The sequence below is a fragment of the Erwinia sp. AnSW2-5 genome, from assembly GCF_045107195.1.
Classification (GTDB): Bacteria; Pseudomonadota; Gammaproteobacteria; order Enterobacterales; family Enterobacteriaceae; genus Erwinia.
The window spans coordinates 102,946-119,164 of the sequence record NZ_JBJGXA010000009.1 but is presented as its reverse complement, the minus strand read 5'-3'; the positions used below and the strand labels follow the sequence as shown (position 1 = coordinate 119,164).

At 56.2% G+C, this 16,219-nt stretch carries 14 protein-coding genes; 5 read left to right on the top strand and 9 right to left on the bottom strand.

The genetic code is table 11. The annotated features are described in order from the left end of the window. Positions 1–152 precede the first annotated feature (152 nt). On the top strand, positions 153–377 hold the full coding sequence (locus ACFL9S_RS07755; RefSeq protein WP_405261257.1) for a YgdI/YgdR family lipoprotein: 225 nt from the start codon (positions 153–155) through the stop codon (positions 375–377). A 35-nt stretch (positions 378–412) separates the two neighbouring features. Next, positions 413–1,150 (top strand): class I SAM-dependent methyltransferase, encoded by a 738-nt coding sequence (locus ACFL9S_RS07750; RefSeq protein WP_405261354.1) that lies wholly within the window; start codon positions 413–415, stop codon positions 1,148–1,150. Here the strand turns inward: ACFL9S_RS07750 and ACFL9S_RS07745 are convergent, their stop codons facing one another. Next, positions 1,151–1,825, bottom strand: coding sequence for an MBL fold metallo-hydrolase (locus ACFL9S_RS07745; protein WP_405261256.1), 675 nt, complete (start codon positions 1,823–1,825; stop codon positions 1,151–1,153). A 19-nt stretch (positions 1,826–1,844) separates the two neighbouring features. Beyond that, complete coding sequence (gene ldcA, locus ACFL9S_RS07740) at positions 1,845–2,768, bottom strand: muramoyltetrapeptide carboxypeptidase (RefSeq protein ID WP_405261255.1); 924 nt, start codon at positions 2,766–2,768, stop codon at positions 1,845–1,847. A 196-nt stretch (positions 2,769–2,964) separates the two neighbouring features. Between ldcA and emtA the strand changes: the two genes are divergently transcribed. Next, a complete protein-coding gene (gene emtA, locus ACFL9S_RS07735) occupies positions 2,965–3,600 on the top strand; it encodes a membrane-bound lytic murein transglycosylase EmtA (protein WP_405261254.1) in 636 nt (211 codons plus the stop codon). Between the two features lies 1 nt (position 3,601). Here the strand turns inward: emtA and ACFL9S_RS07730 are convergent, their stop codons facing one another. After that, entirely contained in the window at positions 3,602–4,342 is a 741-nt protein-coding gene (locus ACFL9S_RS07730) for a flagellar brake protein (protein WP_405261253.1), read from the bottom strand. A 200-nt stretch (positions 4,343–4,542) separates the two neighbouring features. On the opposite strand from ACFL9S_RS07730, the gene ACFL9S_RS07725 reads away from it, so the two are divergent. Continuing rightward, positions 4,543–4,791: a GlsB/YeaQ/YmgE family stress response membrane protein gene (locus ACFL9S_RS07725; protein ID WP_405261252.1), complete on the top strand. Its 249-nt coding sequence runs from the start codon at positions 4,543–4,545 to the stop codon at positions 4,789–4,791. A 54-nt stretch (positions 4,792–4,845) separates the two neighbouring features. Here ACFL9S_RS07725 and ACFL9S_RS07720 read toward each other — a convergent pair whose 3' ends face one another. The 5 genes from ACFL9S_RS07720 to ACFL9S_RS07700 form a co-directional block, all read right to left on the bottom strand. Next, on the bottom strand, positions 4,846–6,975 hold the full coding sequence (locus ACFL9S_RS07720) for a TonB-dependent siderophore receptor (protein WP_405261251.1): 2,130 nt from the start codon (positions 6,973–6,975) through the stop codon (positions 4,846–4,848). Positions 6,976–7,230: 255 nt separating this feature from the next. Then, positions 7,231–8,913 carry an alpha,alpha-trehalase TreA gene (gene treA, locus ACFL9S_RS07715; RefSeq protein WP_405261250.1) on the bottom strand — a complete coding sequence of 561 codons (1,683 nt, stop codon included), beginning with the start codon at positions 8,911–8,913 and terminating at the stop codon, positions 7,231–7,233. Between the two features lie 209 nt (positions 8,914–9,122). Then, the gene (gene argC / locus ACFL9S_RS07710) at positions 9,123–10,052 is read right to left on the bottom strand and encodes an N-acetyl-gamma-glutamyl-phosphate reductase (RefSeq protein ID WP_405261249.1); all 930 of its coding nucleotides are present in this window, start codon (positions 10,050–10,052) and stop codon (positions 9,123–9,125) included. Between the two features lie 892 nt (positions 10,053–10,944). Beyond that, positions 10,945–11,664 carry a DUF3142 domain-containing protein gene (locus ACFL9S_RS07705; RefSeq protein WP_405261247.1) on the bottom strand — a complete coding sequence of 240 codons (720 nt, stop codon included), beginning with the start codon at positions 11,662–11,664 and terminating at the stop codon, positions 10,945–10,947. Next, on the bottom strand, positions 11,634–13,772 hold the full coding sequence (locus ACFL9S_RS07700) for a hypothetical protein (RefSeq protein WP_405261246.1): 2,139 nt from the start codon (positions 13,770–13,772) through the stop codon (positions 11,634–11,636). Before ACFL9S_RS07700 ends, ACFL9S_RS07705 begins: the two co-directional genes overlap by 31 nt. A gap of 176 nt (positions 13,773–13,948) precedes the next feature. Between ACFL9S_RS07700 and ACFL9S_RS07695 the strand changes: the two genes are divergently transcribed. Further along, the gene (locus tag ACFL9S_RS07695) at positions 13,949–14,413 is read left to right on the top strand and encodes a DUF805 domain-containing protein (protein ID WP_405261245.1); all 465 of its coding nucleotides are present in this window, start codon (positions 13,949–13,951) and stop codon (positions 14,411–14,413) included. A gap of 55 nt (positions 14,414–14,468) precedes the next feature. Here the strand turns inward: ACFL9S_RS07695 and ACFL9S_RS07690 are convergent, their stop codons facing one another. Beyond that, a complete protein-coding gene (locus tag ACFL9S_RS07690; protein ID WP_405261244.1) occupies positions 14,469–16,046 on the bottom strand; it encodes a methyl-accepting chemotaxis protein in 1,578 nt (525 codons plus the stop codon). Positions 16,047–16,219: the final 173 nt, after the last annotated feature.

Genomic DNA, 16,219 nt, shown 5'->3' with positions numbered 1-16,219 from the left:
TTTGCTCCTTGTGCATTTTTGCTGGATAAAAATACAGGTATCTCCTGCCGGGTTCAAACACTATTTCCGCTCTGAGAGGAAAAAGGCAGCAAACTGCAAAACAGAGGCATCTGCGGCGGTAGAATAGAGCATCCGTTGAAAAGGAGAGCAGCATGAACAAGATGATGACAAGTGCAATGGTGTTAATGATGATGGGATTATTGGCTGGCTGTACCAGCGACCACATCATGCATATGCGGGATGGCAGTACCGTGGTGGTTGAGGGTAAGCCTCACCTGGATAACGCCACCAAAATGTTGATCTATACTGATGCCACCGGGCGCACCCAGGCCGTGAATCTGGATGAAGTGCAAGGGATGTCCCGGCTAAAAAATTGATCGCCAGAGTTCCCATGACCACAGTGAAACCGACAATGACGCAAAATATTTATGACGACCCCGCTTTTTTCGCTGGCTATGCTAGCTTAAATCGTTCTGTTCAGGGGCTGGATGGCGCGCCAGAATGGCCCGCCGCGCAGGCATTATTGCCCGATCTCAACAACTGTCACGTTGTGGATTTGGGGTGCGGCTATGGCTGGTTCAGCCGTTATGCCTGCCAGCAAGGGGCAAGCTCGGTACTGGCGCTGGATGTTTCTGAGAAAATGCTGACCCAGGCTGTCAGCCTGGGTGATGACCCGAAAATTGACTGGCGGCGTGCCGATCTGGAGATAGTGCAGCTTGCGGAGCAGCAGTATGATTTTGCCTGGAGCGCGCTGGCGCTGCATTATGTTGAAGCACTACCTGCATTATTGCGCACAGTATTCTCAGCGCTAAAACCGGGCGGGCAGTTTATCTTTACCGCAGAGCATCCCATCTATACCGCCCCTCGTCAGCCAGCCTGGCAGCACGATCAGCAGCAACAGAAATGTTGGCCGCTGAGTGATTATCAGCGTGAAGGTCAACGCGTGACGAACTGGTTTGCTGAAGGTGTGATCAAACAGCACCGTACGCTCGGTACCTGGGTAAACGAGCTGATTGCGGCTGGATTCAGCATTACGGCGTTAAATGAGTGGGGACCAACAGCTCAGCAGATTGCACAACAGCCTGCGCTGGCGGAAGAGATGGAACGCCCGATGCTGTTTATCATGGCGGTGACCAAACCCCGCACCTGACTAACTGCCACCGACAGGCAGCACCGAGTGGCGCAGGTCGAGCACGTTATTTTCCGCTTCATCCAGCAGCGCCAGCCACTGGCGCACATCCACTTCCTGCCAGGCCAGATGCCCGGCGGTGGTGCCCATCAGCACCACATCCGGGCGTAACGCGCGATAAAACTCCAGCGACTGCCGCAGTTCACTCTCATTACTCTCATCAACCAGCACGGTCACCCAACGCCCATGAGATAGCGTGACAGTGTCACCGACAAATAAATAGGTTTTGCCATGAGGAGAGGCATAGAGATAGCTGGTGCTGCCCGGCGTATGCCCTGGCGTGGGCACAACATGAAAACTGCCGCAGTGGACCTCGGCCGCATTGAATGTGGCATCGGCCTCTGCAAAGTGGCTGATCGGGCCTAATGCACGAGCATGACAGTAGAGAGCGGAATTGAAACGCTGTTGTAAGCGCCGGGCGCCCGGACTGGCTTCATGCCAGTGCGTCAGATAGTGGCGAATAATACCGCCCTGATCGGCAATCACCTGATGGTCTTCCGGGTGTTCAACCCGCGATATCAGCAGATTGCCACGCACATGTTGCAGTAAGAAGCCATGCATCATCAGGACGGGCTCATCGTCACTGGCTGGAAATTCTGGGGTGGATACCCAGAGATCTTCATATAACTGCTTCATCTTTTTGCGCTCCCAACGATCAGCGCAGCACAGGATGTCCTGATACCTGTAACGAGGCGGTGGTATTTTCCACCGTCAGCATCCCCTGGGCGCCAAGGGGCAGGGTGACGGTGTCCGCACTGTGGCCAAAAGGTAACCCGGTAATCACCGGAATACCGGTCAGATCGCGTATCAGGTTCCAGACGCTGGTGAAATCGTAGCCATTGTCGTAATCCGTAGAAGTGGTTCCGCTAAAGCTGCCGGTAATAATGGCCTTCTGGCGGGAAAGAATACCGCTCTGATGCAGTTGCAACAGCATGCGTTCGATACGGAAAGGGTGTTCATTCACATCCTCGATCACCAGAATGCCGTCCTGAATATCAGGCATCCAGGGTGTGCCGATCAGTGAAGCGATCATCGCCAGGTTGCCGCCCCAAACCGTACCGGTAGCCTGAACGCGTTGCGAGACTGTCGTCCACTCCAGTGTTAATCTAGGCGAAGTTAGCGCGCGCCAGAAGTGCTCGACGGTAAAATCAGACAAAACCTCAGCACCGAAATTGCCCGCCAGCATCGGTGCGCTGAAGCTTTGCATCCGACTTTGCGCTAATAAAGCCAGCTGAATCGCGGTAAAATCGCTGTGGCCGCAGAGGGCGAGCGGGGCATCGGCCAGGCGCTCACGCAGCGCCGCGTAGTGAATATGCGGCAACAGTCGGCTGGCACCATAACCTCCGCGAACAGCCAGAACGATATCCGGCAAGGGATCGCGCTGTGCCAGATCGTTGATATCGGCCAGTCGCTGGCTGTCGTTACCGGCAAAACGCTGCTCGCGGCGCGCAATAACGCCGCTGTTATCAACCCGGTGTCCGTCAGCCTGCAAACGCGCAACGCCGAGCGCTGCGGCGGCAGGATTGTGGCAGTAGCCAGAAGGAGCAATCAGATGGACCGTACGTGGGATTGTCGCCATAACACTCACTTTGATGATTTTTTATGCGCCAGCAGTGAATTATTTCGAACCGGGCGCTGTCCAATTGATTCGATGATGACGAATAGCCGCGCTGAAGTCACCAGCATGGCGCACAATTTAAGAGTTACGGTAATTTCCTAATGGCCGGCAACCCGTATGATAGTCGCGAAGCTAAGGCTCAGAGGATAGGAAAAGCGTGAGAAAAAGCGTGAAAATGGCGGCGATTATCGCTGCATTATTACTGGCAGGTTGTGCCAGTGAACCCCAGAGAAAAATGGTTCGTCAGCCGGATACCCCATTAACCCAGGCCCCGCCTTCACAGGTTGCCAGCGCCTGGTCGATGATGACCGAGCAGGCAGCAAAGCGGAATGGTGTGGATCAGAAGCTGGTGGAAGCGATTATTACCGTGGAGTCGGGCGGCAATCCAACGGCTGTCAGCAAGTCGAATGCCGTTGGACTGATGCAGATAAAAGCCTCTACGGCCGGGCGGGAAGTGTATCGTTCACAGGGCCTGCGTGGGCAGCCAACCAAGTCTGAACTGCGTGATCCGGTGAAAAATATCGATATTGGTACCGCGTACCTGCGTATTCTTCAGGAGCAGCAGCTGGCAGGGATCCGTGACCCGAAAACCCTGCGCTATGCCACTATCGTCTCTTATGCTAACGGTGCGGGCGCTTTGCTGCGGACCTTCTCTCGTGACCGCGATCGTGCCATTGCGATGATCAACGCCATGACACCGGAAGCGTTTTACCAGCATGTGCAGGATAAACATCCTGCGGCTCAGGCGCCACGTTATCTGTGGAAAGTGACCACCGCCTATCGCACCATCTAAATTAATCCTGGAAACGGTTGGCTTTATCACGCGCCAGCCGTTCCAGCGAGAAAATCACCTGTTGCAGCTCACGCTCCTGCCCGGCATTCAGAGACAGGAAGCGTAAGCTGAGGCGCGGTGTCACGATTGTCTCACTTTTACTGCCCACCACGCTGCGTTTACCAATGGTGATCAGTTGCGCATCCACTTCAAAACGGCCATATTCCCCCATCTCCACGCGCAGCTTTTTAATGCTGTCGCCGCTTTTCAGCGTCTCTGGCAGTGCGTTATCAGACAGCACACCAATACCGCCTAGTGAGAGGTCCTGCAAACGCAGGCGACCTTCACCTGAGCCATCAGGCCAGGGAATATAGCAGTAAAATACCGGATTGAGCGGTGCCATTACGCGGAAAAATTCGCGGCGTTGGATCATCCAGAGCAGTTCAGGCAGCTCGGCAGAAAATGCAGGCAATCCTTCGTGCTCGATCTCGCTAATCGCCGCCAGGGCAAACTCGACTTTGGCACCGCGCGTTTCTGCGGTGATATGCAGATTCCGGGCCTCTTTCGCCAGCTGATTGTCGTAATGATTACTGCCGAAATCGAGCACTATGTTCTCTTTATCCGCGTACAACAGTCGTGTGATGAACTGACCGCGGGCGTGCGACACCATTACCGGTGTTTGACTTTCCAGCAGATCGCGCAGGACGGCCAGAACTGCCAGCGGCCCACGTTTCAGATATTGTTCTTTGTCGTCCTCTTTCACATTCGGCTCCAGTCGAATAGCAAATCATGCGCGTTAGCGACCCTGTAACGGTTATCGGCACCCCTCTCAGGGGCTTTACATTTATTTTACGCTATAGACGAAGAAAGTTTAGATTTAAATCACAGACTTAGAAACCTCGCCTATACTTAATGCGTTTTGCAAAACCTGATGTGAAGTCATGATAGATTAAGGAGCGAGATATGGGTGTTATTACGTGGATTATTTTTGGGCTGATCGCCGGTATTATCGCCAAGTGGATTATGCCGGGTAAAGATGGCGGTGGTTTCATTATGACCGTGATCCTCGGGATCATTGGTGCCGTTGTCGGTGGCTGGATCGGAACCCGCATCGGATTCGGTGATGTTAGTGGTTTCAACTTTAAAAGCTTTTTTGTGGCGATTGTTGGTGCCATTCTGGTGCTCTGGATTTACCGCAAAGTACGCAGTTAACACAACAATGTCGAAACAAGGGAGGCCGCGGCCTCCCTTTTTACTGTCTGGCGTTTAGAAATCGTAACCGACGGTGGCGAGTACGCTACGTTCAGCACCCACGTAACAGTTGGTGGTGCTGTAACAGGCGGCGATATAGTCACGACCGAGCAGGTTATTGGCATTCACCTGCACATACGCCCCTTTCATACTGCTGTTCCAGTCACCCAGATCGGCACGCACAGAGGCATCGACCAGCGTGACTGACGGGATGCGCGCGGTGTTTTCGTCATTTGCCCACTGTTTACCGATGTAACGCACCCCGGCCCTGGCGCTGATGCCGTAATCAAACTGATAGTGCGCCCAGGCGGAAGCCATCTGGTTTGGCGCCAGCAGTGGCGTGTGGCCGTCATTGCCATCCTGAGACGCTTTGTAACGCAGACGGTTCAGCGTATACCCGGCCACCGTGCTCAGGCGCGGGGTCAGCTGATTACGCGCTTCCAGCTCAATGCCTTGCGAATGCACTTTCCCGGCAGGAATGTACGTCGCGCTGGCGATATCGTTAGCGTCACGCGTGGCCACATCTTTCTGCGTCAGGTCATACAGCGCGGCGGTGTACATATTGCTGGTGCCCGGCGGCTGATATTTCACCCCGGCTTCATACTGTTCAGCCGTGGAAGGCTTCAGCAGATTGCCGTCTGCGCCCGGAAGGATAGAGGGGGTGACGGCCTGGCTGTAGCTGACATACGGCGACACACCGTTTTCAAAGGCGTACAGCAGCGATGCCCGCCCGCTGATATGATCGTCTTGCATCCGATTTTTAACGCCGATGGTATGATTATCCTGCTCCGATACCATGCGGTCATAACGGCCGGACAGTGTGGCATGCCAGCGGTTCCACTCCAGCTCATCCTGCAAATAAATGCCGGACTGGTAGTAGCGGCGGGTGGTGTTGTCCTGATAGGTCACATCGACGGCGTGAGACGCGGTCACACCAGTGAACGGATTGAGTGGGCTGGCACTGCCGTATCCGCTCCACACATCGTTTTTATACTGGTGGTACTCCGCACCGACCACCACTTTGTGCTTCACCTCGCCGGTGGCGAAATCCGCTTCCAGCTGGTTATCCGTCGACCAGGCATCCAGCGAACCGCGTGAGCCGCTGTAGCCGCGCGCTAACTGGTTGCTGTCACCGATCCAACCGTTCTGATACACCTGATCCAGGGCAACGCTGCTGTGCGTGTAGCTGGCGTCAGAGCGCACTGCCCAGGTCTCATTGAAACGGTGCGAGAAGGCGTAGCTGTACACCTGTTCACGCCGCTTGTACTGGTCAACGCTGCTTTCGCCTTCGTTAAAACCCTCCTTAATCCACTGTCCATTATGCTGCGTCAGATTCCCGGAAAGCGGCGTGGATCCGTGATAACCACCGGACGGATCTTTTTGCAGGTAGGCACGCAGCAACAGGGAGGTCTCTTCCGAAGGCTGCCACAGCAATGAAGGTGAGATAGCGTAACGTTCTTCACGCGTGTTGTCGTACTGCGTATCACTGGTGCGCGTCATGCCGATCAGGCGGAAGGCCCACTGGTCATTAATCGCATTGGTATAATCAAAGGCGGCCCCTTTGGTGTTCTGCGTGCCGCCGGTCAGACGAAAATGCCCTTCAGGCGCAAACTGTGGGCGTTTCGAGGTCATATTCACCAGCCCGCCGGGCACGGTCTGACCATACAACGCAGAGGAGGGACCTTTGATGATATCAAGGCGCTCAAGGAACCAGGGATCGACCTGCATAATATTATGGCTGCCGCCGTCGCTCATCAGGCGCATACCATCGAGGAACAGATTGTCGACATCGCCGCCGTGGAAGCCGCGCAGGGCTATCGTGTCAAAACGGGTGGCACCGCCGCTGAAGTTGGAAAACACCCCTGGTGTGTAATTCAGCGCCTGACCCACGGTATTGGCGGCCTGATCGTCAATCTGCTGGCGGGTGACCACAGACACCGACTGGCCGGTGGTGATCAAGGGTTGATCGGTTTTACTGGCCCCGGTAGAGGTGGTGGCGGTGTAGCCATTCGTCGGTGAATCGGCGGTCTCAGCAGGGGCCGCTGTCACGACCATCTGGCTGTCAGCAGCGAAGGTCATGCCGGGGGCGGTCATCGCAATGGTGCAGCACAGCACCGATCGCTTCAGGTTAAAAACCAGGGTCATCTTCTTTCCTTGTTGGGTTGAGGGGGGGCTGAGCACAAGGCAGAACCACCGGGAAATGGCATTTTTACATAAAAACAACAAAATGTGAGAATAATAATGAGAATTGTTAGCGTTATCGTTATTCATTAAAAAATAAAGTTTATTTCGGTATCGGGAGTGTCTGGAGGGCCGCAACGTCAGGGAAAGTGCGATGGTCCGTGCAGGCAGGGATAAAAAAAGGCGGCACAAGGGCCGCCCGGTAAGAGGAAACGCGGATTAAGGGGCCGGTTTGGCCGCGCTGATATCGCCCACGTTATTACAGGTCACGCCTTTCGGGCAGTAGAGATCCATTAATTTCAGCGTGACGCCGTTGGTCCAGCCAAAGCCGTCCTGCAACGGATATTCGCCGCCGCCGCCGCCGCCCAACCCTTTCCCTTCGACAACGTATTTCTCGACCAGCTTGTGCTCTTTGTCGTAGGTGGTCTGCACATTTTGCAGGAAGCGCATGCCAATCTCTTTCGCCAGCGCCTGCTTACCGTAGTGATTCAGCCCCTCAACGGCGGCCCACTGTAACGGTGCCCAGCCGTTAGGTGCATCCCACTGCTGGCCGTTATTGACGGTGGTAGTGACCAGGCCACCTTCTTTCAGCAACTGCGCTTTCACCGCGCTGGCCGTGCGGTTGGCGTGATCGTCCGTCGCGGCCTGCACATAGAGTGGGAACAGCGTGGCAGCGGTGAGCTGCGGCCGCACCTGCGCTTTCTGCCAGTCATAGTCGGCATACCAGCCCTGTTTTTCATCCCACAGATAGCGGTTGATCGCGTCACGACGCTGCGCGGCACGCTCGGTAAGACGTTTGCTGGCATCCTCATTTTTCGCCACCTGATAGGCGTGGGCGAGGGTATTCTCCAGATGGAACATCAGGGCATTCAGGTCCACCGGCACAATACGCGTGGTGTGAATGGTGGCAAGATCGCCGGGTTTATCGAACCAGCGCGAACTGAAGTCCCAGCCTGATGCCGCCCCGGCACGCAGGTCGCGATACAAATCGGCTTTATCGCGCGACGGCGCTTTCCCAGCGGTGGCGATATCGTCCATCCAGGATTCGGTACGCGGCACATCGCGGGCATCCCAGTAGCGGTTCAGCACGGTGCCGTCTTTAAGCTTCACCACCCGCTTGCTGGCTGATCCGGCGGCTAACGTGCTGCTGTCGGCATCGGCCATCCAGTAGCTGTACTCTTTCTCCAGCTGCGGCAGATATTTGCTGTAGACCGCTTCACCATCATGTTTAGCCAGCAGATCCACCATCATGCTGAAGAACGGCGGCTGCGAGCGGCTGAGATAGTAGCTACGGTTGCCGTTGGGGATATGGCCGTATTTATCCAACTCGGAGGCAAAGTTATCGACCATATCCTGAACCCGATCCCAGTGGCCGCTTTCCGCCAGTCCCAGCATAGTGAAGTAGCTGTCCCAGTAATAAACTTCGCGGAAGCGCCCACCCGGCACCACATAAGGCTTCGGCAGCGGCAGCAGCGAATCCCACTGATTCGCCTGGCTTGCAGAGCGCGTCAGCACGGGCCACAGACCATTGATATGTTCACGCAGGCTCTGACCGGCGGGCGGGACATATTTCTCACCCTCTGCGGGCAGGATAAAATTCGTGGTAACAAAGCGCTTCAGATCGAAATTGCGCTGCATTTTCTGCATTTGCCAGTCGGTAAGAATGGCGGTCGGGTCTTGTTTGGGCACGGCATCGGCAAAGGTTTTCTGGTCGGGGAAAATTTTTGCCGCCTGCACAGCGTGGAACAGCGGTCCCAGCCGGATGTCCGGTGGCTGCGGATTACTGCTCAGCATGCGCTGATTATCTTCTGCCTGAAGCGTGAAGCTGGCGGTCAGTGCGGCGGTGAGCAGCAGGGGGGTAAACAGGCGTGTATTCCATTGGCGTTGTTCGACTCTTCTCATTAGCCATTCTCCATGTCCAGACCATGCATGATCTGTAAGTAGTTGAGCAGATTAAAACTTTAGTCGATTTTAACGAAAGGGTGAGGCATCGAAGGGGGAAAGTGTGAGTCAGGTAGGGGTTTTAACAATGCGCGGAGCTGAATGTGTTCAAAAAATACAGGGGAAATGACAGAAAAACACGGGGACTGGGCGGTCCCCGTGAGGCAATATTACAGATTCACGCAGGTCTCTTCAGGCAGCCCGAGCATCAGATTCAGGTTCTGTACCGCTGCGCCCGAGGCACCCTTGCCGAGGTTATCCAGGCGTGCGACCAGAATGCTCTGGCGCTGCTGCGCATGGCTGAAGACAAACAGTTCCATATTATTGGTATTATTCAGCGCTTCCGGCAGCAGGTAAGGGGCGGTCTCGGCATCCAGGCTGTTCAGTGCGTGGACGTGGATAAACCGCTGGCCGTGATAGAAGTCAGCCAGTGCCTGCTGCAACGCGTCGCCATCCACATCATTCAGCGGAATAAACACCAGCATTCCCTGCGCATAGTCACCGACCGACGGCTGGAAGATTGGCTTATTGCTCAGCCCACTCCACGCCTGAATCTCTTTCAGATGTTTATGATCAAAACCCAGACCGTAGGCGGCAAATCCGGTGCCTGCCTGCTGGTATTTTTCGATCATCGCTTTGCCGCCGCCGCTGTAGCCGGAGACGGCGTTAATTGCCAGCGGTTGATCGGCTTTCAGCAGGCCGCTTTGGGTCAGCGGTGCCAGCAGCGCGATAGCGCCCGTGGCGTAACAGCCAGGATTGGACACATGGCTGGCAGCACGAATTTTCTCGCGCTGGTCGGCGGCCAGTTCTGGCAGGCCATACACCCAGCCCGCTTCAACGCGGTGCGCAGAGCTGGCATCCAGTACGCGTGCACCGACGGCATCGGCCAGCGCAACGGCTTCACGTGCGGCCGCATCGGGCAGGCAAAGGATGCTGACATCCGCCTGCTTCATCAGCGCCTGGCGGGCAGCGGCATCTTTACGCTGCGCTTCATCAATGCTGAGCATGTCAATCTGAGGATGACGGGCCAACCGCTGCTGGATCTGTAACCCGGTGGTGCCCGCCTGACCGTCGATAAACACGCGATATTTCTGACTCATGACCGTCTCTGCCCTGACTTTGTAAAAAAAAGAGTGGGTGAGAGTATGCGAGATTTAGGGCGAAGGGACAATGAAAAATGACTGAATATCTGTTTTATTTGCATAATAAGTCATTATTGTTCGAGTGGGCAGGGGGCTGGTCAAGTGTCAGGTCAACGCCCAGGCCAACACCCAGGTCAAGGGCGTTTCGCTTTCCCACGTTGTGGGCGAAGCGACCAAAGGGCGGCAGTCGCCCCGCCCTTTGGAATCCGCGCTTGCGGCAGGCACCTCGTCCACTGCGTGGATGCCCTCAGTCAATCAGCTTTCCGGCCGGACCGGTTGTGACGTGACATCCCTGTCCCGGCACACCCTCTCGCCAACGTCCTGTTGGCTCGTCCTGGAAATCCGCTCTCCTTCGGCGAGGCTTAATTGCCGCTCAAAGGTCAACACCAAAAGAAAAAGCAAAAGCAAAGGCAGACAAAAAAAACAAACCAGACACAAAAAGCTTTTTGGCCATTTTGGCCATTTTGGCTTTTGGTGTTTTTTTATTTCTTAGATTTTGAATTGGGTTTTGACGTTGAGGCGGCAATTAAGCCGCGCTGAGGAGGCGATGTGAACCAGGATTCACCGCCAGGACGGCGGGGAAAGGTCGTGCCGGGACAGGGACGTCCCGTCACGAGCGGTCCGTTGGTGAGCGGAGCTGACGAAGGTACCCGCAAAGCGGGCGCTGCGCCTGCCGCAAGCCCGGGGTCAAGGGGCGGCGGCGACTGGCCGCCCCTTGTCGCTCAGCCCGCGCAGCGGGAAAGCGAAATGCCCTTGACCTTAAGACCTTGACCTTAAGACCTTGACCTTAAGACCTTGACCTTAAGACCTTGACCTTAAGACATGGATACTGACCCGCTCCAGTAAGCAATTAGCGATTCAACATAAACACCACGCTGCCGCGATACCAGGGGGAAGCCAGCAGGCGCTGCTCATCCTGTTTATCCCAGCGGCCGTTCTGCACCAGCCCCAGCCGGAAGGGAATGCGCAGCCCCGCCAACGCCGGGAAGTAATCAGCGTAACGGTCCACCGTCTGGCGGCCCTGATAGCTCTGGATCACCAGCTCATCCACCGGCAGCGCATTCAGCGTCGCCACGTTGCCGGTTTTGGCCCAGTCCAGCAGCCCGGTAACACCCAGAGCATATTCCGCAGGCAGCACGGTTCTCACCCGTTGCAAAAAGGCGCTGTACTGATCCAGACGGTGGGTCGCCGCATCAAAATCAATTTGTAACCCGATCACCTGATTGCCCGCCTGTGACCAGCGCTGCGCCAGCCGTACCATCCGTGCCAGCATCTCATCCGGCACCGCCAGTGTTTCCATGCGCACGGTGATCCAGATGTGCGGAAAGGTTAAGCGGTTTACCGGCAGCCCCATGCGCACAAACACCGCCTGGCCCTGCTGCGTCACCACTTCACCCTGATGCAGATAAACGGTGCGGGCGGCTTTCAGCTCAGGGCCGGGGCGCACGCCTGACCACAACCAGAACGCCTGGTAATCGCGGGCATTAACCTGTTGTGCAGCACGCACCGGAAGGCCGCACAGTGCGGCCAGCAGGAGGCTTACCAGTAATACTTGAGCTTGTTTGCCCACGTGCTTCCCGGATACTGTTTTTTCAACTGCGTGAACCAACGTTGACGCTGCGTTTTATCCACCTCTTTGCCGCCGCAGTCGTTATAACCTGACGGTGCGTAACACATCACGGCGCGGTACAGCGCGTAGCTTTTATCTTCCGGCTCGGTTTTGCTGTTGCCGATCACCTGCTGATAGTAGTACTGGCGATTCGGTTGCCCCGTGCGTTTCTCCGTTGTGACAGCTGTATCCAGCGTGCCGTTGCCACCGCTGTCGGGCCAGGTCGTGACTGACGCGTTAGTGGTGCGGAAGAACTCGCTCAGGCAGTTCAGCGCATGGCTGTTGTCGGCCTGCTGGCTCAACTGAGTGACCACGGTTTCCAGCGTCGGGCAGGCGTAGCCTTTTTCAGTCTCCTCGCCCGTCCAGTCAAAGACACTGAGCTGAACATCGGCGAACGCGTCGGTCCCCACGGGCTGCGTAATATGCTGGCTCAGTTTGCGGTCCTGCAACCATTCGGCGTAGCGCGCTTCGGTTAAATCTCTGATCAGCAGCGTATGCAGAGCAATGGTGCGTTCTTCATCGTTTGGCCCCTTGCTGACCTGCTGACGTAACAGCTCTGGTGTAGCGCGGGTTTTCAGCACCAGCGAACGGTAACGCAGGCTCGTCACCCGGCTGTCTGCGGCAAAAATCTGTGCCACTTCATTGCCGGAAACCAGCGCCGCCGCCAGCCGGGCCTGAACAAATTGCTGCTGCTCCGGGTCCTTGCTCAGCGTTAACAGATGCGTCCAGTGGTCGCGGGCGGCAGGCCACTGCTGCTGTGCCATCAGCGCATCGCCATACAGCGCCTGCTCGCTGAACGCGACAATGTTGCGTGCGGGCAGTTCGGTGATGGGTTTGATATTCGCGATGACCGCAGGATAATCCCCGGTGCGGAATGACTGCATCAGTGTCAGATAGTGCCAAAGCGGCAGCTTGCGGGCCTGGTCAAATGACGGCATCAGCGCATCAAGATACGCCTGATCCACGCAGGGCAGGCGCGGATTACACTCCTTGCTGCGCATCAGACGCAAGGTCTGGGTAAAGGTCAGCAGCGGGGCGTTAGTGGCGCTGGTAAAGACCGCATCGCCGCTTTGATCTTTGCTTTGCAGTTTCAGGTCGTTTTCTGCAATCAGCGCAACAATCTCATCATTATCCGTGGCGGCGTCCAGCGCCTCTTCATAGTGATCGGCCAGAAGATCCCAGTTCTCAAGGTACCAGTCGATACGACGCAGCATCGCATAGGCAGACTTCGCATATTGCCCTTTCGGCCAGGCGGTCAGGTAGGCCAGTGCTGCCGTGCGTGCTTCAGCTGCCGCATTTTTGTCGATTTTTTTGACGTCGAAATCGCCGTACTCACCGTTGGCATTCTCGCTGCTCTGGTTGAGTGCGGTACGCATCAGCATATAGCTGGCGGTTTCTGCCACCCACGGCTGCTTTGCCGTTTGCAGTGCGGTGAAGGTCTGCGCGGCAGCCGGGTAGTCACCCTGATAAAAGTCGCTGGCGGCCAGCAGATAATCGCGGAATGCACGTGCAGGCGAACCATCAGGGAAACTCAGCGTGTCCGCCTGTTGCCGTTCAGGCAGTGACAGTCGTGCTATAGCCAGCGCCTGACGCTGTTCTGGGGTCAGCGAGGTATCGGCCAGCAGAGCGCTAAAGAAAAGGGAGACGGTTTCCAGCGTATTGGACACATGACGGTTTTCCTCGTCGCCCTGGGACAGTTTCGCTGTCTCCAGCACGTTGGCGGCCAGCCCGAGCGCGGCAATCTGGCTCTCCAGCGGTGAAGGTGAAGGGGGCACGCTGGCGGCCGGTGTTGGGGCCGGAGCTGCATCATCATGGTAGCCGAACCAGAACGATCGGCTGCGCGTTAAATCTTCCGGCACAGGCTGCGATGCCAGGGTGACGGGTTTGGTTTCACTGACGAGTCGCAGCAGGTTGTCACGGGTATCGTTGGTCACGTCCAGCACGGGTGGGCTGACGATAAAACAGTCTTTACTGCCCCAAATACAGCCCTGGATATCTGAAGAGGCCAACGTCTGAAAACTGGCGGTCAGTGACGCCAGCACGGTCAGAGCAATCCTTGATTTACGCATAATCCTTTCCGGCAGGTGATGAAACGTTGATAAGCCAGCGAATTCTAAGCTGAAAACGGGTTTTTCATCAATGGAATTGCGGTTACCTCACCCGATCGTGACTGAGCGGGATGACGCGATACGCGTTATCCCGCTATCATGGCAGGCCATACTATCGATTTATCAACGGAGTGGGCATGACGGTTTGGCAAAGTTATCTGCGCGGCTGGAAAGGATTTGTGGACTTTGACGGGCGGGCAAGCAGAAAGGAGTTTTGGGTCTTTACCGGGGCGAATATTCTGCTGTCAGTGTTGCTGGGTTTGCTGGTGATGTATCTGTTTCTGCTAGGGGGCAACACATCGGCGCTGTTCTACGGCTCGATAGTTCAGTCAATATTTTCGCTGCTGTTTTTGCTACCGTTTACCGCCGTGGGCATTCGTCGTATGCACGATATTAACCGTTCCGGCTGGTGGTTTGGTTCGGTGTTTATCTCCTCTATCATCTTCAAACTGCTGACGGCCATTTTGCAGGGGTTTGCTTCGCCGGAAACCTTTATCTACGGTCGGCTGGCACTCTCCATTCTGTTGGGCTGGGTACCGCTGATCGTGGTGATCATTTTTTGCTGTAAGAAAAGCGTTGTGCCACCTGCCGTGGCGGAATAAACCGATTTTCGGCCCGGCGTGCGGTCTTTGCACGCCGGGCCGCTCACTCTGTCTGTTACTCTTCCCGCAGTTTAAACACCCGCACCATCTCTAACAGCTGCTCAGCCTGTTGCTGCATCGCCTGCGCGGCGGCGGCTGACGCCTGAGACAGCGTGGCGTTCTGTTGGGTGGCAGCATCCATATGCACTACGGCGATATTCACCTGATCGATTCCGCTGCTCTGCTCGCCGCTGGCCATCGAAATGGTTTCCACCAGCTGGCTCACGCGCTGCACGCTGCTGACAATCTCCTCCATTGCGCTGCCCGCCACTTTCACCAGCGAGTTACCCTCATTGATGCGGGTAACGGAGCTGTCAATCAGCGTACCGATCTCCTTCGCCGCCGTAGCCGAACGTTGAGCCAGTGCGCGCACTTCGGCGGCAACCACGGCGAACCCCCGTCCTTCGCTGCCTGCACGCGCCGCTTCAACGGCGGCATTCAGTGCCAGGATATTGGTCTGGAAAGCGATGCCGTCAATCACGCTGATAATATTGCTGATCTGCGTGGAGAACTGGTGGATATCGCTCATGGTACGCACCACCTGTTCCACCACTTCACCGCCCTGGCTGGCGACGGCACAGGCTTCAATAGAGATATCGCTGGCGATACGCGAGTTCTCGGCATTGTTTTTCACCACCGACGTCAGCTCCTCCATCGAGGCCGCCGTCTGCACAATGGCGCTGGCCTGCGCTTCATTACGCGTGGACAGTTCGCGGCTGCCCACGGCAATTTCGCTGGAGGCCGAGGCGATGGTTTCGGTGCCGGAACGCACCCCGGATACGATACGCGTCAGATTGTCGTTCATCTCCTGAAGGGCATGCATCAGTTCGGCGGTTTCATCGCGGCCGCTGACGATAATCGGCGTCTGCAAATCACCGGATGCCACGGCACGCGCAATCGAGACGGCCTGTGCCAGCGGGCGGGTGATGCTGCGGATCAGCCACAAGGTGATCATAAAGCCCGCCAGCAGCGTCAGGCCCATTGCCAGCAGCAGCATCATGCGCGTCTGCTGATAAAGATGCTGATTACGTGCATTACTTTGCTCGCGGATCAGTACCGCCTGTTTCAGCGAGGCAGCGACCATGTCATCGATCATCCGCGTCGGTTCACGGTCAATCCCGGCGACCAGACCATCGACTTTGTGTGCGCTGTCGCTGTCCTGAATGCTGTACTGTTGCAGGGCTTTTAGATAGTGCTGCTCCAGCTCGGCGTGCAGCGTGCGGGTTTTCAGTACCTCGCTGTTGCTCATGCCAATTTCAGGCAGCAGTGTGCTCAGCTGGCCCAGCAGTGCCTGGGTTTTCTGGCTCTGTTTAACAAACGCATCGCGATACTGATTGAATTTTTCCTGCCCCTGCGTGCCGCGCAGCAGGGTGTTTTTCCACTCCTGCACCTGAATTTTGAACTGCACCTGCGCATTGCGTGCGGTATCAATGCTCTCGGCGATGGTCTGCTCCGTGGCCATAATATGCTGATTCTGCGTCAGCCCGTCGGCGTTCACGGTCAGACCGCGTATACCGATAAACAGGGTGGCCAGCAGCAAAATAGCCGCCAGCAGGCCGAGGCGCTGCCCGATGGAGAGATGATTAAGTTTCATAGCGTCAGGGTTTCCCGGTGAATAAAAAATGCAAAAAAGATCACAGTAACCCGTGATATCGACCTGGCGGGCAGCGACTTTAATCGGGAGGGAAGGGGATAACAGAGGAAATGAAGGCTAACTGACTCATCTGTAGAGAGAAGTCTGGTTTATGACGTTTTTGTGACAATTTC